Here is a 20,032-nt window from a genome sequence, read left to right as displayed (position 1 = left end):
CGAAAATGCTCCTTAGAACGGCCCCTTGAACCAATCGCCCGGCACGTCGTGCGGCGACGTCCGCGAGGCGACGATCTCCGCGACGTCCACCGTGCGGCCGAGCATCCCGGCCGCGGCCACGGCAATCTGCTCCGCCCGCGGATAGAAGCCGTCGGTCAGGGCCGGGCTCGTCGGCACCGGAAAGTCGGGCAATGCCAGCCGCCGCGGCGGCCCCTCGAGCCGGTCGAAGCATTCGCAGGCCGCCGTGGCCACGATCTCGCTGGCCACCGAGCACACCGGGCTCGCCGTATCCACGGCGAGCAGCCGACCGGTCTTCCGCACCGAGGCCAGCACTGTGTCGAGGTCGAGCGGCCGGATCGACCGCAGATCGATCACCTCGGCCGAGATACCAGCCTCCTGCAGGGCAGGCAACGCGTGCAGCGTTTCGACGGTCATGGAGGACATCGTGACGATCGTCAGGTCGCTGCCTTCCGCCACCACGGCGGCCTTCCCGATCGGCACCCGGTGGTCCCCCTCGGGAAGTTCCCCCTGCATCTGGTGCAACCAGCGATGCTCCAGGAAGAGCACCGGATTGTCGTCGAAGAGCGCCGACAAGAGCAGGCCCTTGGCATCGGCCGGGGAGGCCGGCATGACCACCTTCAGTCCCGGAATGTGGGCGAACCACGCCTGCAGGTTCTGCGAGTGCGTCGGCCCCTGCCCCCATCCCCGGCCCAGGATGAGCCGCACCACGATCCTCACCGGCGCGGCCTGGCCCCCGAACATGTACCGCCATTTCGCCGCGTTATTGACGATCTGGTCGAGCGTGAGCAGGAAGAAATCGAGCCGCTGGTGCGTCATCAGGCAGCGGGCGCCGTCGAGCGACGCGCCGATCGCCACCCCCGTCATGGCCGCTTCCGAGGTCGGCATGTCGAACACGCGGCGGGGCCCGAACCGTTCCACGAGCCCTGCGGTGGTCCCGAAAATCCGCTTGGGATCATCCACGCCGAGACCGAAACAGAGGATCCGCTCGTCGATCTCCATGGCGATGGCGGTGGCCTCGGCGATCGCCGCCGCATAGCTGCGCACCCGCGTCACGCGCCGTCCTCCCCCACGTACAGGTCGCTGAAGGCCTCGGACCGGTCGGGAAACGGCGACGCTTCCGCGAAGGCAAAGGCGTCAGCCACCTCCGCCGCAATGGCCGCGTCCATGGTGGCCAACGACTCCCGCGTCACGACTCCCGACTCGAGCAGTCGCATTTCGTAGGTCTCCACCGGATCGGCCGACCGCCGCTCGAGGAACTCGGCCTCGGTGCGGTAGCCCAGGTCGTTATCGAAATTCGGGCCGCAGTGCTCGCGGTAGCGATAGGTCGTGAACTCGAGGAACACCGGGCCTGCGCCGGACCGGATGGATGCCAGGGCATCTCCCGTCATCTGGTAGACCAGTTCGGGGTCGTTGCCGTCGCCGTACGCGGCCGACAGGCCGAGCCCCGCGACCATCTCGTGGATTCGCCTCCCCTCCGGCTGCCGCACGCGGAGCGGGGAGTAGACCGAGTAGAAGTTATTTTCGCACAGGTAGAGCACGGGAAGGCGCCGGATGGCCGCGAAGTTGACCGACTCAAAGAATACGCCTTCTTCGACGGCCGCGTCGCCGAAGAATACGCAGGCCACCTGTGGCGAGCCGCGCGTCGCCAGCGACAGCCCCAGACCCGTGCCCACGGGGATCGTGCCGCCGACGATCGCTGTGCTTCCCTTGAATCCCGCCGCCTCGTCGACGAGGTGCATGGATCCGCCCTTGCCGCGACTGCACCCGGATTGCTTGCCGTAGATCTCGGCGACCAGGCGGGGCATCGACCCGCCCTTGGCGAGGTAGTGCGTGTGCGCGCGGTGCCCGCTCACGGCCAGATCTTCCGGATGCAACGCCAGGCCGACGGCGGCGCTGACCGCCTCCTGGCCGATGGACAGGTGCACCGGGCACCGCATCCGGCCCTCGGGATACCGTTCGGCGATCGCCTCCTCGAGGCGCCGCAACCGCTTCATTGACCGGAGCAACGCCTCGCGAGGCACGTCCTGGCCGGAGACCGTTGGCGTCATGGGATGAACCAGAAGTAGTCCCCGGTGTAGCCGACCTCCGCGAACAGGGCCTGCCAGCCGGAAACGGAGAGGATGGTCTTCGCGGTCAGGTTCCAGGCGTCCATCCGCTCCTTTTCGGCGGCGTCGCGCCAGGCATCGACCGTGATGAAGGCGCCGCGGCGCTGCACCCGCTGGATCTCCTGGAGCGCCTGCTTCACGCCGTCGATCTCCAGGTTATGGATGGTGTTGATCGAGATCACCACGTCGAAGGACCGGTCGGCGAAGGGGAGCGCCCGCGCGTCGGCCACCTGCACATGGGACCGCATGGACGGGATCGCGTTCTCAACGGCATAGGTCGAGACGTCGATCCCCTTGACGGTGATGCCGGGGATCAACTCCGCAAAATCGTGCATCATGAATCCCTTGGCGCAGCCCACGTCGAGGATCGACGAATCGCCGGTCAGCCCGAAATGCCGCTGGAACACCGGGACCGTCGGCTGCCAGAATCGGGGATTGTAGGAGAATCCGCCGTAGCCCGTCCGCCGGTCGCCGTCGAAGAACTCCCGGTCGAAGCGCCGGGCGATGGCGCGGTCCTCCTCCGTCTTCGCCGCGGCCCGGGCCGCGACGTCTCGGTCGGGCCGGGGATAATTCACAAGCAGGTCGATTTCCACGCCCATCGCGGCCGTTCTCCGGGTTGTGTTAAGTTCCAGTCGTACGAACCGGCAGCACCGTTCATCATGTCGTGGGTGGCAGCATCTTCGGGATTACCGTCGCCAGCGACTTGCGCTACCGTCACCATGACGCATCGGACACGGAGCTGGTGAGCGAGTTGGCCGGCGGCCACCAAGCCAGCGGCCACAACTCTGGCGTCTTTCACTTGGAAATCTACTCCACCGCCGACTCGGTCAAAGCCCGGTTTACCCGAGGCGGAAACGCTGCCCAGCGGGACTCGAGCGGCTGCCGGCTTCGATTTTCGCCGGCTTGCCCGGGAAGATCTCGCAAAGTACGACCGGGTCCACCTCGTGGCGCTCGCCGCCGAATGGCGGAGGGCGTGCGCGTGGAAAACCACCGCCGCTGGGGCCGCTCCGGCATTCGGGCCCGACTATTCGTCACCCGCACCCGCAAGCTTGAAATGGACTTCGTGCTCGAAGGGGATGAGCGATCGATGCACGTGCTCAACGCCGTGTCGCCGAGCTAGACCTGCTCGATTCGGTTTGCGGCACATGTCGCCGACGGGATCGAACGACTGTGGCGCTGACGTGCGTTACGCTCCCGGTCCATCATTTCCTGAATGACGTATGGGCAGACCTGCAGCCATGGCGAACAATCGAGCCGAGAACTCGCTGCTGACGTGGGGGCCGTTCGCCCTCCTGATCTTCATCGTCGGCATCGCATGGTGTTCGGCAAACGGCGTCTGGTCGGCGGGGGCACTGTCGCGACCGACCGCGTATCTCGAACCGGAGAAATCGGACGTCATCCATGCCCTGGCCATGATGAAGATGGCGGCCAACGGGGAGTGGTGGCCGCTGGCCTGGAAGCAGGCGGCAGATCTCGGTGCTCCTCACGCGGCCAACTGGAACGACTGGCCGCTGGTCGAGGAATTGCAGGTCGCCGTGTTCGGCCTGCTCGCCCGGCTGTTCGGACTGTTCGCCGGACTCAACCTGGCGATGGTCGCGGGCCATGTCCTCGCGGCGCTGGTGTTCTACGCCGTCGCCCGGGTCTCGGACTGCACCCTGCCATGGGCGTTCACGGCAGCCCTCGCCTTCGGCGTCTGCCCGTTCATCTTCGCCCAGTCGCCGTACCACATCACCTGCGCCTGGGTCTGGCAGGTGCCGCTGTTCCTCCCCGTGTGGCGCTGGGTGTCGACGGAGCCGGGTATCGCCCCCGGGTCGCGGCGGTTCTGGGTCGCCTGTGGGATCGGATTCCTGACCGGCCTCCACAACCCCTACTTCACCAATGCCTTGTGCCAACTCACCCTCCTCGGCGCCGGCTTGCAGTTTCTCCGCACCCGGCGGTGGCCACCGCTGCTGGCCGCCCTGGCGGTGATCGGGGCGGCGGCGCTCGCTTTCGCCCTGATGAACGTCGACACCTGGACCTACAGGCTCGCCAACGGTTCCAACAGCGGGGCGTTGGTCCGTGAATACAAGTGGCTCGAGATCTACGGGCTGAAGGTCAAGGACCTGTTCATCCCGCCGCTGACACACCGCTGGGACGCGCTGGCGAACTTCGCCACGGCCCACCGCCAGGTCGCCCCACTGCTCGACGAGGGGGCGTCATACCAGGGGATCGTCGGCCTGGCCTGCCTGGTCGCGCTGGTCGCCACCGCCGTCCGCGACATGGTCAGCGGCCGCGAGAAGCAGGTGCCGATGGAGGCCTGGCAGGTCCTGTGGTTGGTGCTGATGTTCACCACCGGCGGTCTGAATGCACTGTTCGCAGCCACGACCGGTTTCACGATGTTCCGCGGCGGCTGCCGATACAGCGTCGTGATCCTGGCGATCACGCTGTTGTGGGCGGCGCGAGCTTTGTCAGCACGGCAACGGACTGCGTCCCGAGGGCCATCCGGTGACACGGCAGACTGGCGCGTGCTTGCTGCGGCCGCGGTGACCTGCCTGGTGATCGTCGCGGACCAGATTCCCCGGGCACCGACCGCCGAGGAAGCATCCGTGATCACCCGCGCCGTCGATGGCGACCGTGAGTTTGCCGCCACGATGGAGGCGGCGCTACCTCCCGGGGCGATGGTGTTCCAGCTACCCGTGATGGACTTTCCCGAAGCACCGATCCCCGGCGTGCCGCCGTACGACCACTTCCGCCCCTACCTGTTCACCAAAAACCTCCGCTATTCGTTCGGCTCGATGAAGGGCCGGGAGCGCGAGAAGTGGCAGCCGGCGCTCCAGGCGAAGCTCTTCGAGGGGGCGACGATCGACCAGCAGGCGGGGGTGATCCGCATCAACCGGGGCAACGCCCGGGCGGCCGTCGATGAACTGAGGCGTCTCGGCTTCGCGGCGATCTACGTCAACCGCAACGGTTTCCCCGACCGCGGCCGGGGCCTCGAAGAGGCGCTCGTCGAGCTCGGCTACACCGCCGCGCCGCTCCGCAACTCGACCGGTGATCTGGCCTGCATCGTCCTCCGCGCCGACGGCGACGGACCGGCCCCTGAAACCCCCTGATCGTGCAGCCGCAGACGGCGCGGCCCGCTCAGCGAACGACCGCCTGCAACCAGTCGAGCAGGCCGGGATGGGCGGCGACGCCGAGCTCCTCCCGGCGGGCGCGGTGGCGGTCTGCGGCGGGATCAGCCACGATCGCCGCCGCGCGAATCCCGGCGGCGATCCCCGCCTCCCAGTCGCTCGGTGCATCGCCGATCATCCACGCCGCCGTCGGATCGAGCGCGTGGCGGGCGAGCATCTCGGTGATGAAACGCGGCGAAGGCTTACGGTACACCGACGGCTCGTCGGGTCGCTCCGGTGCGATGCACACCGCGGTGAACGGGTCGGCTCCGAGGCCGAGCAGCTCGACCATCCGGGCGTTCACCGCGGCGACGTCGGCGAGCGTGAAGTAACCCCGCCCCACCCCCGACTGGTTGGTGAACAGGAACAGCCGCGAGCCGCCGGCGCGGAGCCGGCCGAGCGCCTCGGGCACGCCGGGAAGGATCGCCACGCCGGCCGGATCGGCGAGGTAGTGGCGGTCTTCGATGAGCGTGCCGTCGCGGTCGAGGAACACGGCGGCGGGAAACCGGACGCCGGCGGAGGTCGCCATCGTGCTGCCGTCAGTTCCCGGCCGGGGCGGGGGCCCGTGCCGCGAGGATGCCGCGCACCGTGTCGAACACGCGCTCGACGCCGATGCCCTTCATGCAGACGTTCTCCCGACAGTCGATCGAGAGGCGGTTGTTGTAGGCGCTGAGGCAGGGGCTGCAGGGCAGGGCCAGCCAGATGACGTGGCTGCGCGGGCCGAGGGGCGCCCACAGCGTGGGCGTCTCCGGACCGAACAGCGTGACGACGTCGACCCCGGTGACGGCCGCGAAATGGGCGGGGCCGCTGTCGTTGGTGACCATCACCTCGGCCAACGAGTAGAGCACGAGCAACTGCCGCATGGTCGTCTTGCCGGCCATCGAGAAGCAGCGCGGATGCGCCAGCTCGCGCACCAACGGCTCGACCTCAGCCGCCTCCGACGGCGCGCCGGTGAACGCGATGAACACGTCGTCGTGCGTGGCGAGCAGGCGCCGCGCCAGGGCGGCGTAGCGCTCGGGATCCCAGCGCCGCAGCGGGACCAGGTCACGGTCGCTGGTGTTGGCGTTGAGGAGCACCAGCCGCGGGGGCTGGACGCCACCGGTGGCCCGCGCGATCGTCTCACGGACCGCGGCGACGTCGGCAGCCGCCGGCGCCAGCAGCGGCAGCGACTCGTCGAACGCGAACTGGTCGAGGTCGAGCGTCGGCAGCCGGTCGGGATCCATCCACAAGGCCTCGACCATCACCCGCATCGCCCGCAGCGAGTGGACGTGCGGCGAGTAGACGAGCCGGTGCGTCATCAAGTCGCCGCGCCACGGCCCCCCGCCCTGGAAGCGGTGGTAACCCACCCGACGCCGCGCCCCGGCGAGGTAGGCGAACACCGCCGACGATCGGGCGAAGAACTCGAAATCGACGATCGAGTCGATCCGCTCGCCACGGACGCGCCACAGCGCCCGCCACAGGGCGACGAACGTCGCCACCGCACCCCCCTTGGGGATCGTGATCACGTTCTCGGGACGGATGATCCCGAGAAGATCGAGGATCGGCTGGTTCTCGGCGAGGACGATGAAGAACACGTTCTCCGCCCCGACGCGGTCGATCGCGGCGCGGAGCGAGGGGTAGGCGAGGACCGTCGCCCCCTGCTCGAGAAGCTTGAAGAACAGGATTCGCTTCACCGGGCCGGCGGGGCGGCGGCTGCCGAACAACCGGCGCCACGCCGTCAGCACGGCGCAGGCGGGGATCCCCAACCAGGCGTCGACCATCCGGATCGTGGCGGCCTTCATTCCGTGCCTTCGAGTGGCGGTCCGACGGAGCGGAGAATACCGGACCTTCCGAATCGTGCCAGGCCTCGGCCCGGCCGATGTGCGACCGAAGGTAGCTTGCCGAGCCCCTCCCTGGAAGTGTCTTACCGCATGGCGGCAGGATGCTCTGCAGGCACCGCGACAGCGTTGCGGCCCGACGGCTCGTCGGTCCGCCCTGCCTCGGGCCGCCGCTGCCCGCAAGGCGGCCCTCGAGAGGGCGTGGCCGGCCGCCACGGTTCTCCGTCGCAGAGCCCGCCCTCCGGCTGTAGTTTGGGGCTCGGGTGTTCCCGCCGCTTCCGCCAGCTTTCCCGGTGACCTTGTGCCCCGTTCCGTCGCGCTCCCGAACCGAGTCAGGCAGGGCGCGGCACCGCCCTCCGCACCCGCCCGCCGCCCCTGGCTCGAGGCCCTCGGCCTCGCCGTGGTGACCGTGGCGGTGTTCTGGCCGACACTGTCGGCCGAGCTGGTCTACGACTCGCGGATGCAGATCCTGACCGACTCGTTTCTGTTCGATCCGGCCAATTGGGTGCCGGTGCTGTCGTTCCAGACGCTCGCGCTCGACGTCCTCGACTTCAATCGCCCGGTGAACCTCGCGTCGTTGATGCTCGACGCGACACTGTGGGGGCGCGAGCCGTTCGGGTACCACCTCACCAGCGTGCTGCTCCACGCCCTCGACGTGGTCCTCGTCTGGCGGCTCCTGCGGCAACTGGCCCCGGCGCTGCCGCTGGCCGCGGGCGTGGTCGCTCCGCTGCTGTTCGCCGTCCATCCACTGGTCACCGAGGCGGTCTGCGAACCGAGCTACCGCGAGGACATCCTCGTCGCCCTGTTCACGCTGACCGGCCTGTCGCTCGCACTCGGGCACCGGTCAGCCCCGGGCCTCCCCGACGTCTGGCGGGCGCTCGGCTGCATCGGCTGCGCACTGCTGGCGATCGGCAGCAAGGAATCAGGAATCGCCGCACCGGCAGTGATCGCCGTCGCCTGGCTCGCCCTGCGGCGCGACGACCGCGGCGCGTTCTGGAAACTGGCCGGGGGTGGGGCGGCAGCGGTGGTCGTGGCGTTCCTGGCCGCACGATTCGTCCTCGAGCCGAACCCGTCGAAGATCTTCGAGGCACGGCCGAGCTACCCGGGGGGTTCACTGGCGGCGGCGCTGCTGATCGAACCGCGGATCCTCGCCCTCTACGCACAACTCGTCGTCCTTCCGGTGAATCTCTGCGCCGACTACGGCCTCCATTCGCTCGCCCACCTCCCCCTGCCCGTGGCCCTGGTCATCGACGCCGTGGCCGCCATCGCGGGTGTCGTGGCGATCCGCGCCGATCGACGATTCGCGATCGCCGCGACGCTCGTCGTCGTGCCGCTGCTCTCGGTCGCCAACCTCGTCCCCATCTACCGCCCCGCCGCCGACCGCTACCTCTATCTCCCCGTCGCCGGCCTCGCCCTCGCCGTCGGAGTGGCACTCGACGCGCCGTGGCTGGCGCGTCGTCCCCGGTGGCGCGGCCACGCCGCGCGGATCCTCGCGGGGCTGGCAGTCGTCCTCGGCGCGGCCTGCATCTCCCGACAGACGGTCTGGCGTGATTCGCTCGCGCTGTGGACCGACACGGCCCGCAAGAATCCGCTGTCGTTCACCGCGTCGGCCGGGAGCTCAGAAGCGCTCCGCGAGGCCGGCCGGCTTCAGGAGGCCGAAGCGGCGGCGCGGCGGGCGGTCGAATTGACCGGTGGCGGCTTCGGCGATGTGTGGGCGACCTTGGCACTGATCGTCGCCGAACGGGGGCGGACCGACGAGGCGTTCGCCCACCTCGACCGGGCTCTCGAGGTGAATCCCAAACTTACCGACCCCGACGGGCGCGTCGCGGTGAAGGCGATGGAGCGGCCCCACGCCGACGAGCTGAAACGACTTCTCGCCCGCCGCAGGGCGGCACCGTAGCGACCGGCGATCCACGGCTGTCCACGCCAGGATCCCCAAACCGCCGGTGCCGCTTCATTCGCCGTCCCCCCTCCGTTAGGATCCCGGAGCGGTCGGGCGGGTCGTGCCTGCCGTCCCGTCGTCCTCACCGCCCGGCGTCCACCATGAGCTTCCCCAGTCGTCACCGTCCCGGTCCACCCGCTGATGTCCGTCCGGGGACGCCGCGCCCGCTCCGCTCCGCCGCGCCGAGCGGCGATGCGGTGATCGACCGCTGGCTGATGCCGGTGCTCAAGGTGCTCGCCGTCGTCCTGCTGTGCGGCTGGTGCTACTCCCCGGCCACCAAGGGCACGTGGCTGTGGGACGACGACCAGGCGGTGACGCAAAACCCGATCACCCAGGGGCCATTCTCGTTCAGGAAGATCTGGGTCAGCCCTGTCGGCGACGCGTTCGAGGCGATGACGGCCCAGGGGTTGCACTGGCTCGGCTACGGCCCCCCCCCGCCACCGCCGGCGCCGTGCGCCTTCGGCGAAACCGACTACTGGCCGCTGACCCAGACCGGCTTCTGGATGCAGTGGCACCTGTTCGGTCCCGACAGCGCCGGATACCACGTCGTCAACACCGCGCTCCACGCCATCGGGGCGCTGATGCTGTGGCGGTTGATGACGGTGATGCGGCTCCCGGGTGGCTGGTTCGCCGCGCTGCTGTTCGCCGTCCATCCGCTCGCCGTCGAATCGGTCACCTGGGTGTCGGAGCTGAAGAACGTCCTCTCGCTGCCGTTCATGCTCCTGGCGGCAATCCACTTCGTCCGCGCCGACGACCGTGTCACCGGCGCCGACGGCGCCACCGCGCGGCTTGGCTGGTGGGTCGACTACGCGATTTCGCTCGTCTGCTTCCTGATGGCGATGTTCGCCAAGACGTCGGTCGTGATGCTGCCGCCAACGCTGCTCCTCTACGTGTGGTGGAAACGGAACTGGATCGGCCTGGCCGACCTCGTCCGGACAGCTCCCTACTTCCTCATCTCGCTGGTCTACGGGCTGATCACGATCTACTTCCAGCACGGCCGCGCCATCGGCGCCGAGACGATCCTCGTCGGCGGGTTCTGGTCACGGCTGGCGATGGCGTCGCTGGCGGTGCCCTTCTACCTCGGCAAGGTGTTCCTGCCCTACGGCCTGATGCCGATCTACCCGCGTTGGGAGATCGACGTCCCGAAGCTCTGGCACTTCCTCCCCCTGCCGGTGTTCGCCGGCCTGGCGGCGTGGTGCTGGGTGAACCGGCAGACGTGGGGTCGCCACGTGCTTTTCGCCATCGGGTTCTTCGTGCTGATGCTGCTGCCGATCCTCGGCTTCATCACGATCTCCTACATGCGGATCACCTGGGTGGCCGACCACTTCGTCTACGCTCCGATGATCGGCCCGCTGATGCTCGCCGCGGCCGCTGCCACCGCCTGGGCACACCAGCTCGAGCCGCGTGAGCGGCTGGCGGCGGCGGGTGGCGCTGCCGCGCTGGTCGGCATCCTGGCGATCGGGTCGTTCCGCTACTCGTTCGTCTGGTCCGACGAGGAGCCGATGTGGACCTACACGCTGCTCCGCCACGCCGTCCCCTGCCGGCTGACCCACTGCGGCTGCTGGCAGGCCAACAGCCGACTCGGCGCCCGGAAATATTCCCAGGGCAAGCTCGACGAGGCGTTCTTCCACTTTTCCGAGTCGAAGCGGCTCCGCCCCGATCTCGCCGAGACACACAACAACTACGGCAATGCCCTCGCCTCGAAGGGTCGGATCGACGAGGCCCTGGCCGAGTTCCGCAAGGCGGCCGATATCCAGCCGCAAATCATCGTTTTCCAGAACAACCTCGCCATGACCTGCATGCAGTCGGGGCGTGTCGACGAGGCGAAGCAGGTGTTCGCGAAGATGCTCCAGCAGTGGCCCGACGATCCGACGCTCTACAACAACTATGCCTTCGCGCTCCACCGCAGCGGCGACGCCAAGGGCGCGATCGCCAGCCTGCAGCGCGCGCTGTCGATCAAACCCGATTACGAGGAAGCCAAGAAGAACCTGGCGACAATCCGCGAGGAGCTGGCAAAGACGCAGTCGGCGGTCGGCCTGCCCATCCCGGCAGCCAGACCGGAGGCCGGCGCGCCGCCGGCGGAGCGCCCCGCCAAGGGGGGTCCGGTGTCGCCGACGATGGCGCCGCCGTCGCCGACTCTCGGCCCCCCGCCGCTGCCCGGGGCGACGTCGCTGCCGCTGTCGACGCCGCGTTGAGCCGGTGGCGACGCGACCGGGAGCGCTGCCGCCGGGGCCCGCTCGGCTACGACCGCCACCGGGCCCAGGCGATGCGGAGCAGGTCGCGCGCCCCCTCGGCCATCACGCCCGGGCGAACCTTGCTGCTGCCGCGCTGGCGCTCGACGAACGTGATCGGCACCTCGACGATCCGGCCGCCAATGCGGTGGATCTCCCAGAGGAGGTGCTCGAAAAACGCGTACCCGGTGGGCAAGTCGCCGCGGAGGCGCGCGAAGGTGTCGAGCCGCACGGCCCGGAATCCGGTCGAGCCGTCACGCGCCGGGACGCCGATCACCCACCGCGTGAACCAGCAGACGAGCCGATGCGTCAGGTGGCGGCGCCACGGCCAGCCCTCGATCGCGCCCCCCGCCAAGCGGCGCGACCCGAGCGCCACGTCGGCCGGGCGACCGCCAGGTGGCTCGAGAGCAGCCAGCAGCCGGGGAATGTCGTCGGGATCATGGCTGAGATCGGCGTCGAGGTTGACGGCGATCTCGAACCCCTGCCGCCGTGCCTCGCCGAAACCCTCGACGATCGCGCCGCCGAGTCCACGCCGTCCGCGGCGGACGAGAACGTGGAACCGCGGCTCGGTCTCCGCCAGCGACAGGGCACTGCGACCGGTGCCGTCGGGGGAGTCGTCGTCGACGACGAGGAGTTGGATCGCCGGATCGGCCGCGAGGACGCGCCTGACGAGCGTGGCGAGGTTGGCCGATTCGTTGTAGGTGGCGGCGACGGCGAGGACGCGCCCCGGAGGCCAGGCAGGGGTAGACCGGTCGTCGCCGGGGAGCGGGTCGGGCAACGGGGTGGGCTGACTCATCGCCTGCCGATTGTCGCCGGAACGAGCCCGGCCGTCAGCCTCCTCCGCGGCGCAAGCGTGCGAACAGGTCGCGGTAGCGGCCCGCCCGGACCGGACTCGGCTGGGGGACGACATCCTCCTCGATCACCATCAGTCCGTCGTCGCCATCGTCCGCCTCGTCGCCGTCGTCGGCCGTGACCGTCGCCACCGGGGGGGATCCGGCCTCCTGGTGATCGAGCCGGGCGAGGGTGGTCGCCAGACGCCGGCCCTCGTCGCTGGCGACGGAGCCGTGACCGGTGAATCCCTGGGGCCCGTCGCGGACGATCCGCTCCACCTCGGCGTCGTCCCCGGCGAAACAGGAAGCGAACGGATCGGAATGCATTTCGGTGACGAACTCGACGTCGGGCCCCGCCCAGGGATCGGCCCCGGGCAGTGCGGCGACCGGGGGGCCCGGCACCATCACCGGCGGTTCCACCAGCGGCGCGGAGACCGCCCCGTCGAGCACGCCGAACTCGATCTCCCCCTCGTCGTCGGGTCGCTCGACGACCGACGGCGCCGCCAGGCGCCGCCCGTGGGGAACGGGCAGACGCTGGATGTCGGCCCACGCCGATTCGATGTCGGCCGGCAGCACCCGGGCCCGTCCCTCGTCGGCGACCCGGACCAGCGCCAGGTCGCACACCTGATTGATCAGCCGGGGCACACCATCGGTCACCTGAAAGACGACATCGTCGCACCCGGCGGCGAACACCGTCTCCCACTGCCGCGTGGCGGCCTTCATCTGCGTCCGGACGTACGCACACGTCTCGGCATGGTCCAGCGCCTCGAGCGTGAACCGACCGCCGATCCGCTGCGCGAGGCTCTCCAGCCGCGGATTGGCGAGCCGCTCCTCGAGGGCCACGGTTCCGGCGAGCACCAGGTGCACGGCAGGGAGCGGCGTCGGGATCGTCGTCAGCAGGCGGAGCTCTTCGAGCAGCCGGAGCGGCAGCGTGTGGGCCTCGTCGACGAGGATCACGAGCCCCGCGCCGGTCGCTGCCAGGCCGCGCACCCGCTCGACGACGGCCAGACGCAGCTCCCCCTCGTCGATCCCACGAAACGGTTCGCCGATTCCCGACAGGATCGCCTGCCAGAGGGCGCGCCGCGTGCAGATCCGCGCACCGCACGACAATGCGACGGCGAAATCTTCGGCGAGGTTGTCGGCCAGCGCCAGCAGGAGCAACGACTTTCCAGTGCCTGGAGGTCCGACGACGAGGCCGACCCCCTCGGCCCGTCGCACCCCGCGCTCGAGCCCGGTGAGGGCGGCGTCGATCTGCCGCGCCGGGTGGTAAAACGCCGTTCGCGGGGCGGCGAGAAACGGGCGGCTCGAAGGGTGGCGTCGCTGGTGCATCGGCTCGGTTCGTCTCCCGGGGGGACGGCGGCGTACCTCGCCGCCCCACATCCTTTGTCGGCCGCCGGAGCACTCCCGCCGCAGCGGACCTGAACGATCGGCCCGGGGGCCGGGGTAGACTGCCGCTGGTGGCGATGCTGCCGGTTCTGCCGGTCACGCCGCCGGCAGCGACGCTGACCCCCGAGAGCGATGAGCAGCGAGCGATCCGCACCATTCCGAGTGAAGATCTGCGGCATCACCCGCGCCGCCGACGCCAAGGACGCGGCGGCGGCCGGGGCCGACGCGATCGGCCTCAACTTCGTCGTCGGGTCGCCTCGCTGCCTGTCGATCGAGCGCGCCAGCGACATTGCCGCAGCCGTCCCCCCGGACATGCTGCGCGTCGGCGTGTTCGTCGGCGCGACCGCGGCGGAGATCCGTCGATGCGTCGCCGCCGTCGGGCTCGACGCCGTCCAACTCCACGGCCGGTGGCCGGCGGCCGATCCCACGCTCGCCGATCCTCCCGAGACCTGCGCGGCACTGGCCGAGCTGCCGGTGATCCGCGCGGTCCATTTCGCGCCCGGTGCCGGGCCGGATGCCCTCGACCCCGCGCGCGAGTGGCTGGCGCGGGCCGACGCACTGGGCCACGCGCCGGTGCTGATGTTGATCGACGCCGCACCGGCCGGCCCGGCCACCGCCGCGACGCTCGGCGGCACGGGGCGGACTGTCGACTGGCTGGCGCTGCGCGATGCCGGCGGGCTGCCGGTGCCGGTCGGCTTGGCAGGGGGACTACGCCCCGACACCGTGGCGACCGCCATCCGGAATAGCGGCGCGGTCGCCGTGGACGTCGCCAGTGGCGTCGAATCGGCGCCAGGCCGGAAGGACCGCGTGGCGATGGAGCGGTTCGTCGCCGCCGCCCGGACGGCCTTCGCCGGGCGCTGACCCGGTCGGCAGAGGGGATCGCGGTGCCCTTTGCAGGGACTGCCGGACGGCTAAGATCTCTTGTTCGTCCGTGGACAAAGCCCACCGTGGCCTGTGTCCACTCAGGCGACCGTGGGAAACGCCAACGGTTTCCCGGGTCGCCGTCGGCCGCATCCGGCGGCCGGTCACTTGATGCACGGTCTGCTGTCGGTGCCGCCCCTTTTTCTTCTGCCTTTCCTCCCGCCTTTCAGGAGTTTCCCTGTGGCCCACGTCGAAACCCGCCTTCCCTACAAAGTCGCCGACCTCGCTCTCGCGGAGTGGGGCCGCAAGGAAATCATGCTGGCGGAGAACGAGATGCCGGGCCTGATCGCGCTGCGGCAGAAGTACGGCCGCAGCAAGCCGCTGGCGGGAGCACGGATCGCCGGTTGCCTTCACATGACGATCCAGACCGCGGTGCTCATCGAGACCCTCCGCGAGCTGGGAGCCGAGGTGACCTGGAGCAGCTGCAACATCTTTTCCACCCAGGATCACGCCGCCGCCGCGATCGCCAAGGCGGGGTTCCCGGTCTACGCCTGGAAGGGAATGACCAATGAGGAGTTCGACTGGTGCATCGAGCAGACGCTGTTCTTCCCCAACGGCGAGCCGCTCAACATGATCCTCGACGACGGCGGTGACCTGACCGCGATGGTTCACAACAAGTATCCGGAACTGATCGGCGGGATCCGCGGTCTCTCCGAGGAGACGACCACGGGGGTTCACCGCCTCTACCAGATGCACGAGAACGGCGAGCTCAAACTGCCGGCGATCAACATCAACGACTCCTGCACCAAGAGCAAGTTCGACAACCTCTACGGCTGCCGTGAGAGCCTCGCCGACGGCATCAAGCGGGCGACCGACGTGATGGTCGCCGGCAAGGTCGTCGTGGTCTGTGGATATGGCGACGTCGGCAAGGGCAGCGCCCACTCGCTGAAGGCTCTCGGGGCCCGGGTGATCATCACCGAGATCGACCCGATCAACGCCCTGCAGGCGGCGATGGAGGGCTACGAGGTGACGACGATGGACGAGGCCGCCTCCCGCGGCCAGATCTTCGTCACCGCCACCGGCTGCCGCGACGTGATCCGTGGCGATCATCTGGCGAAAATGCCGGACGACGCGATCGTCTGCAACATCGGCCACTTCGACCTCGAGATCGACGTCGCCTGGCTCGAGAACACCAAGGGGGTCAAGAAAATCGAGATCAAGCCCCAGGTCGACCGCTACACGCTCCCCTCGGGCCGGTCGGTGATCGTGCTGGCCGAGGGTCGGCTGGTGAACCTCGGCTGTGCCACCGGGCACCCGTCGTTCGTGATGAGCACCAGTTTCACCAACCAGGTCCTCGCCCAAATCGCTCTCTGGACGGAGACCGACAAGTACGAGATCGGCGTTCACCGTCTCCCCAAGAAGCTCGACGAGGAGGTGGCTCGCCTCCACCTCGACAAACTCGGGGTCAAGCTCACCAAGCTCACTGCAGAGCAGGCCGAGTACCTCCACGTGCCGGTCGAGGGGCCGTTCAAGCCCGAGTATTACCGCTACTGAGCCGGCGGCTTTCGCGGCCCGGATTCCGGGCCGCCCGGCGGACGACTCGACAACCGACGGAGGCGACGAAGGCGTCGCCTCCGTCGTCGTTTTCCCGCCCCCTGTCGGCCACGTTGCAGCGCCCGTTTCCCGTGGAACGGGGCGCCGCCCGCCGCTGCTACACTCACCCGCGCGGCGTCCCGAAACCCGTCACTCCGAGGATCGACCCTCCATGCCCGTCGTCGCCCCGTTCCGCGGCCTCCGCTACGACCCCAAGCACGTCGGCAGTCTGTCGCTGGTGATCGCTCCGCCGTACGACGTCATCGACGGTGCCCTGCAGACGCGGCTCTATGAGCAGCACCCGGCCAACGTCATCCGCCTCGAGCTCAACCGCGAAGAGCCGGGAGACGGCGCCACCACCAACAAATACTCCCGCGCCGCCCGGTTCCTCCGCTCGTGGCGCGAGCAGGGGGTGATCATGGAGGAGCCGGCGGCGGCCCTCTACGTCTACCACCAGCAGTTCACCGTCGAGGGGCAGACGCACGTCCGCCGCGGCGTGATGGCCCGCATCCGGCTCGAGCGCTTCGGCAGCGGGAGCATTCATCCCCATGAGGAGACGATGTCGGGCCCGAAGCAGGACCGCCTCCTCCTCACCCGCGCCTGCCGGACGAACCTGTCGCAGGTCTTCGGCCTCTACCCCGATCCGGGCGGGGAGGTCCAGGCCCTGCTCGACGGTGCCGTCGCCGGCCAGCCGCCCCTCGAGGCGGTCGACCACCTCGGTGTCTCGGGGAGGATGTGGCCACTCACCGACGAGGCGGTCGCGACCCGGGTGGCGGGGCTGATGGCGGGCCGGCCGGTGTTCATCGCCGACGGCCACCACCGCTACGAAACCGCCTGCAACTACCGCGACGAGGTCGCTGCCGCCTGGGCGGCGAGCCACTCCGGGGCGCCGCTCCCCGACCACCATCCGGCCAATTACGTCCTGATGATGCTCGTCGGGATGAGTGATCCGGGGCTCGTGGTCCTCCCCACCCACCGGCTGTTCGTCGAGCCTGCGGTCGCCGACGCGGCCACGCTCCGCTCCCGTCTCGGCGACTGTTTCACCACCGAGCCGGCCGGCCACGGCCCCGCCGCGGCCGATGCCCTCTGGTCGCGGATCGAGGTCGACGGAGACCAGGGCACGCTCGGCCTGTACACGGCCGGCGACCAGGCCTGGACGCTCGCCCGGATCACCCCGGCCGGCCAGCGGCGGATGGATGCCGTCGCCGCCGACCATGGACCGGCGTGGCGCTCCCTGGGGGTCTCGATCCTCCATCGCCTCGTGATCGGCGACCTTCTGGCTGCACCGGCGATCGCTACACCGACCTACGTCCATCTCGTCCGCGAGGTGGTCGAGGGCCTGGGGACCGGCCGCTACCCCCTGGGGGCGTTGGTGATGCCGGCTACCGTCGACGACATCCGGCTGGTCAGCGAGACCGGCGAACGGATGCCGGCCAAGAGCACTTACTTCTATCCCAAGCTCGCCAGCGGGATGGTGTTTCACGCGCTGGAGTGAGCGCGGTCGATCCGGCAAGCCAGGAGTTTCACATGAAACAGGCAGCCTGGAGAAGGCGTGCCGGTTTCACGTGAAACCGGCGCGTGGGATGCGGTGACGCTTTCCTCGCCGGCGGACCTTTCCCACCGCGCCGGTTGGCGCGGTCGTGCGCCCGGTCGTGAGGGTCGTGCGGCAGGAAGCCGATACACCGCTTGCGCCCGTCGTGCGGCGCGGCACCGGGGATCGACGGCGTGGGACGGATTCTCTGCGTGGCTAATCAGAAGGGGGGCGTGGGCAAGACGACCACCGCCTCCAACCTGGCAGTCGCTCTCGCCCGCGGCGGCCTCCGCACGTTGCTGGTCGATCTCGACCCGCAGTGCAACGCCACGACGGGCTTGGGGATCGCACCGGCCGCCGAGCATCCCCTCGTGGCCGAGGCCCCGCTCGCGGAAAGCGTGCTGGCCACCGCCGTGCCAGGACTGGCGATCGTGCCGGGGAGCCGCGCGGTGCGCGATGTCGAGCGGATCGCCGCGCGGGCCCGGGCAGGCGCCGCCGTCCTCGAGCGCCATCTCGCCCACGGACTCAACCACTGGGATTACTGCCTCGTCGACTGCCCGCCGTCGGTCGGCGAACTGACGCGCACCGCGCTCGCCGGGGCCACCGAGGTGTTGATGCCGATCCAGTGCGAGTACTTCGCCCTCGAAGGGCTGACGCAGATGATCGAGGTGATCCGCGACGTGATGGCGGAGCGCCCCGGGCGGCTGCGGTTCAGCGGCATCGTCCTCACCATGCACGACGCCTCCCTCGAGCTCACCGCCGAGGTCGAAGACGACGTGCGCGACTTTTTCGGCGAGATCGTCTTCGAGACGGTGATCCCGCGCGACGTCGCCGTGGCGGAAGCGCCGAGCCACGGCCGTAGCGTCATCGATCACGCCCCGCGGTCGCGTGGTGCCCGGGCCTACACCGAACTGTGCATGGAGGTACGTGACTGTGAATAAGGAACGACGACTCGGCCGCGGGCTCGAAGCGCTCCTCGGGCGCGCCGGCGTGGAACGGCCACCGGTCGCTGTCGGCACCGGTGCCGTCGCTGCCGTCGAGGCCCCCACTCCCGCCCCCGTCCCCGGCCTCGGGGCGACGGCTGCCCGGCTGTTTCTCCATTCCCCTGCGGAGCTCGAAGAGGCGGCGGCCGCCGCACCGCTCGACGAAGTGGCGATCGCGCTGGTCGACCCGAATCCCTGGCAGCCGCGGACGACGATCGACGACGCGGCCCTTGCCGAACTGGCCGACAGCCTCCGTTCCCACGGGCTGGTGCAGCCGATCGTCGTCCGGTCCCGTGGCGAGCGCTACCAACTCATCGCCGGCCAGCGCCGTCTCGCGGCCGCGCGCCGGCTGGGATGGGAGAAGATCCCCGCCCGGCTCCTCGACGTCGACGACCGGCAGATGGCTGAGATCGCGATCGTCGAGAATCTCCAGCGCCGCGACCTCGACGCACTGGAGAAGGCGGCGAGTTTCCGCAGCTACCTGGCCGCCTGGAACTGCACCCAGGAGGAGCTCGCCAAGCGGCTCTCGATCGATCGCTCGACCGTCGCCAATCTGATCCGGCTCCTCGACCTCCCCGCCGGGGTCCAGCAGCGGCTCCGTCGCGGCGAACTGTCGATGGGCCACGCCCGGGCACTGTTGCCGCTCGGCGACGAAGCCGAGCAGGACCGTCTCGCCGCCCGGGTCGCGGCCGAGGGTTTGAGCGTCCGCGTCGTCGAATCCGAGGTCCAGGAGCTCCTCCGTCGCGAGGAACAGGCCGACGACATGACCGAGGTCCTCGACGACGCGCCGCTCTACGAGCCGTCCGACGCCGGCGAGCGCGACGGCTCGCGCGGCATCGCTTCGAGCGCTCCCGCCCCGCGCCGCCCCGGCCGCCCGGCGACGCGTCGCCCCGCGCAGGTCGCGGCGGTCGAGCAACAACTCCGCCGGGCGCTGGGTGTGAAGGTGGTGGTCCACGTCAACGGCAAGGGGGCTGGGCGGATCGTCGTCCCGTTCTCGAGCCACGCCGAGTTCCAGCGCCTCCTCGACCAGCTCGCGCGGTGATCGCGGCGACCAAGGCGGCGGGGCGCCGTCGCGGGCGGCGGGTGTCGAGCGGGCAGCCCGGTCGCGTTGCCGGCCTGAACGGGTAGACTCTTGGCAGTTCGGGGCGTGGCGCAGTCTGGCTAGCGCGCCTGGTTTGGGACCAGGAGGTCGTGGGTTCGAATCCCACCGCCCCGATTCGCGGTTTCACTCGGGAAAACAAGGCGATTCCGCACCGCCGGCGACGGGCGGCGCGGGGAGCGAAAACGGTTCGGCGCTACCTCGGCGCTACCGCAAAACGGATTTCGGCGAGCCGGCGAGCCCGCACGGTGCGCCCCGCAACGGCACCCGCCGCTCGGCTTTGCCCCCACGACGGCGGCTGTAGGGCACCCGCCGCCCCCCCCGGCGGGTCCTCCGCCAGCCATCCTCCGTCCCCCCTCCCAGGCGAGCCGACGCGGTTTCAGACAGACGGGAACCATCACGCCCCCGCCGTCGCCCCGGCAACCGTCAGCGCCGCACCACCTTCTGCTCGACTGCTCGTGCCATGCAACCAGCCTGCCAGCATGGC

General features: G+C 69.9%; 15 protein-coding genes and 1 tRNA gene. 9 read left to right on the top strand and 7 right to left on the bottom strand.

Annotated elements, in window-relative coordinates; translation table 11 throughout:
- Positions 1-12: 12 nt before the first annotated feature.
- From FJ309_06770 to FJ309_06760, 3 genes are read right to left on the bottom strand one after another with little or no spacing between them, the layout of a single operon-like run.
- Complete coding sequence (locus tag FJ309_06770) at positions 13-1,020, bottom strand: alpha-ketoacid dehydrogenase subunit beta (protein ID MBM3954299.1); 1,008 nt, start codon at positions 1,018-1,020, stop codon at positions 13-15.
- Positions 1,021-1,070: 50 nt separating this feature from the next.
- Entirely contained in the window at positions 1,071-2,069 is a 999-nt protein-coding gene (locus FJ309_06765) for a thiamine pyrophosphate-dependent dehydrogenase E1 component subunit alpha (GenBank protein MBM3954298.1), read from the bottom strand.
- Positions 2,066-2,725 (bottom strand): class I SAM-dependent methyltransferase, encoded by a 660-nt coding sequence (locus FJ309_06760; GenBank protein ID MBM3954297.1) that lies wholly within the window; start codon positions 2,723-2,725, stop codon positions 2,066-2,068. Before FJ309_06760 ends, FJ309_06765 begins: the two co-directional genes overlap by 4 nt.
- Before the next feature lie 639 nt (positions 2,726-3,364).
- Here FJ309_06760 and FJ309_06755 point away from each other — a divergent pair.
- Positions 3,365-5,215: a hypothetical protein gene (locus FJ309_06755; protein MBM3954296.1), complete on the top strand. Its 1,851-nt coding sequence runs from the start codon at positions 3,365-3,367 to the stop codon at positions 5,213-5,215.
- Between the two features lie 28 nt (positions 5,216-5,243).
- Here FJ309_06755 and FJ309_06750 read toward each other — a convergent pair whose 3' ends face one another.
- Both FJ309_06750 and FJ309_06745 read right to left on the bottom strand, forming a co-directional pair.
- Positions 5,244-5,801 carry an HAD-IIIA family hydrolase gene (locus tag FJ309_06750; GenBank protein ID MBM3954295.1) on the bottom strand — a complete coding sequence of 186 codons (558 nt, stop codon included), beginning with the start codon at positions 5,799-5,801 and terminating at the stop codon, positions 5,244-5,246.
- A 10-nt stretch (positions 5,802-5,811) separates the two neighbouring features.
- On the bottom strand, positions 5,812-7,053 hold the full coding sequence (locus FJ309_06745; protein MBM3954294.1) for a glycosyltransferase family 9 protein: 1,242 nt from the start codon (positions 7,051-7,053) through the stop codon (positions 5,812-5,814).
- Between the two features lie 337 nt (positions 7,054-7,390).
- On the opposite strand from FJ309_06745, the gene FJ309_06740 reads away from it, so the two are divergent.
- Both FJ309_06740 and FJ309_06735 read left to right on the top strand, forming a co-directional pair.
- Positions 7,391-8,989, top strand: coding sequence for a hypothetical protein (locus FJ309_06740; protein ID MBM3954293.1), 1,599 nt, complete (start codon positions 7,391-7,393; stop codon positions 8,987-8,989).
- A gap of 143 nt (positions 8,990-9,132) precedes the next feature.
- The gene (locus FJ309_06735) at positions 9,133-11,226 is read left to right on the top strand and encodes a tetratricopeptide repeat protein (protein ID MBM3954292.1); all 2,094 of its coding nucleotides are present in this window, start codon (positions 9,133-9,135) and stop codon (positions 11,224-11,226) included.
- Positions 11,227-11,272: 46 nt separating this feature from the next.
- Here the strand turns inward: FJ309_06735 and FJ309_06730 are convergent, their stop codons facing one another.
- The gene (locus tag FJ309_06730; GenBank protein MBM3954291.1) at positions 11,273-12,172 is read right to left on the bottom strand and encodes a glycosyltransferase; all 900 of its coding nucleotides are present in this window, start codon (positions 12,170-12,172) and stop codon (positions 11,273-11,275) included.
- Positions 12,093-13,472, bottom strand: coding sequence for an AAA family ATPase (locus tag FJ309_06725; GenBank protein MBM3954290.1), 1,380 nt, complete (start codon positions 13,470-13,472; stop codon positions 12,093-12,095). Before FJ309_06725 ends, FJ309_06730 begins: the two co-directional genes overlap by 80 nt.
- Positions 13,473-13,610: 138 nt before the next feature.
- On the opposite strand from FJ309_06725, the gene FJ309_06720 reads away from it, so the two are divergent.
- The 6 genes from FJ309_06720 to FJ309_06695 all read left to right on the top strand — a co-directional run bounded on the left by FJ309_06720 (position 13,611) and on the right by FJ309_06695 (position 19,662).
- Entirely contained in the window at positions 13,611-14,339 is a 729-nt protein-coding gene (locus tag FJ309_06720; protein ID MBM3954289.1) for a phosphoribosylanthranilate isomerase, read from the top strand.
- Between the two features lie 240 nt (positions 14,340-14,579).
- Positions 14,580-15,893 (top strand): adenosylhomocysteinase, encoded by a 1,314-nt coding sequence (locus tag FJ309_06715; protein ID MBM3954288.1) that lies wholly within the window; start codon positions 14,580-14,582, stop codon positions 15,891-15,893.
- Positions 15,894-16,104: 211 nt separating this feature from the next.
- Entirely contained in the window at positions 16,105-17,427 is a 1,323-nt protein-coding gene (locus tag FJ309_06710; protein MBM3954287.1) for a DUF1015 domain-containing protein, read from the top strand.
- A 230-nt stretch (positions 17,428-17,657) separates the two neighbouring features.
- Positions 17,658-18,404, top strand: coding sequence for a ParA family protein (locus FJ309_06705; protein MBM3954286.1), 747 nt, complete (start codon positions 17,658-17,660; stop codon positions 18,402-18,404).
- Positions 18,334-19,488, top strand: a complete 1,155-nt coding sequence (locus tag FJ309_06700; GenBank protein MBM3954285.1) for a ParB/RepB/Spo0J family partition protein — start codon at positions 18,334-18,336, stop codon at positions 19,486-19,488. Before FJ309_06705 ends, FJ309_06700 begins: the two co-directional genes overlap by 71 nt.
- Positions 19,489-19,587: 99 nt before the next feature.
- Positions 19,588-19,662 (top strand) — tRNA-Pro (locus tag FJ309_06695).
- Positions 19,663-20,032: the final 370 nt, after the last annotated feature.

The sequence above is a fragment of the Planctomycetota bacterium genome, assembly GCA_016872555.1.
Taxonomy (GTDB): Bacteria; Planctomycetota; Planctomycetia; order Pirellulales; family UBA1268; genus F1-20-MAGs016.
This window is presented reverse-complemented; position numbering and strand designations above follow the sequence as displayed.

Bases quoted from the DNA above. Each gene is read 5' to 3' on its own strand.
- FJ309_06770 (MBM3954299.1), bottom strand. From the start codon at position 1,020: ATGGAGATCGACGAGCGGATCCTCTGTTTCGGTCTCGGCGTGGATGAT.
- FJ309_06765 (MBM3954298.1), bottom strand. From the start codon at position 2,069: ATGACGCCAACGGTCTCCGGCCAGGACGTGCCTCGCGAGGCGTTGCTC.
- FJ309_06760 (MBM3954297.1), bottom strand. From the start codon at position 2,725: ATGGGCGTGGAAATCGACCTGCTTGTGAATTATCCCCGGCCCGACCGA.
- FJ309_06755 (MBM3954296.1), top strand. From the start codon at position 3,365: ATGGCGAACAATCGAGCCGAGAACTCGCTGCTGACGTGGGGGCCGTTC.
- FJ309_06750 (MBM3954295.1), bottom strand. From the start codon at position 5,801: ATGGCGACCTCCGCCGGCGTCCGGTTTCCCGCCGCCGTGTTCCTCGAC.
- FJ309_06745 (MBM3954294.1), bottom strand. From the start codon at position 7,053: ATGAAGGCCGCCACGATCCGGATGGTCGACGCCTGGTTGGGGATCCCC.
- FJ309_06735 (MBM3954292.1), top strand. From the start codon at position 9,133: ATGAGCTTCCCCAGTCGTCACCGTCCCGGTCCACCCGCTGATGTCCGT.
- FJ309_06730 (MBM3954291.1), bottom strand. From the start codon at position 12,172: ATGTCGTCCCCCAGCCGAGTCCGGTCCGGGCGGGCCGCTACCGCGACC.
- FJ309_06725 (MBM3954290.1), bottom strand. From the start codon at position 13,472: ATGTGGGGCGGCGAGGTACGCCGCCGTCCCCCCGGGAGACGAACCGAG.
- FJ309_06720 (MBM3954289.1), top strand. From the start codon at position 13,611: ATGAGCAGCGAGCGATCCGCACCATTCCGAGTGAAGATCTGCGGCATC.
- FJ309_06710 (MBM3954287.1), top strand. From the start codon at position 16,105: ATGCCCGTCGTCGCCCCGTTCCGCGGCCTCCGCTACGACCCCAAGCAC.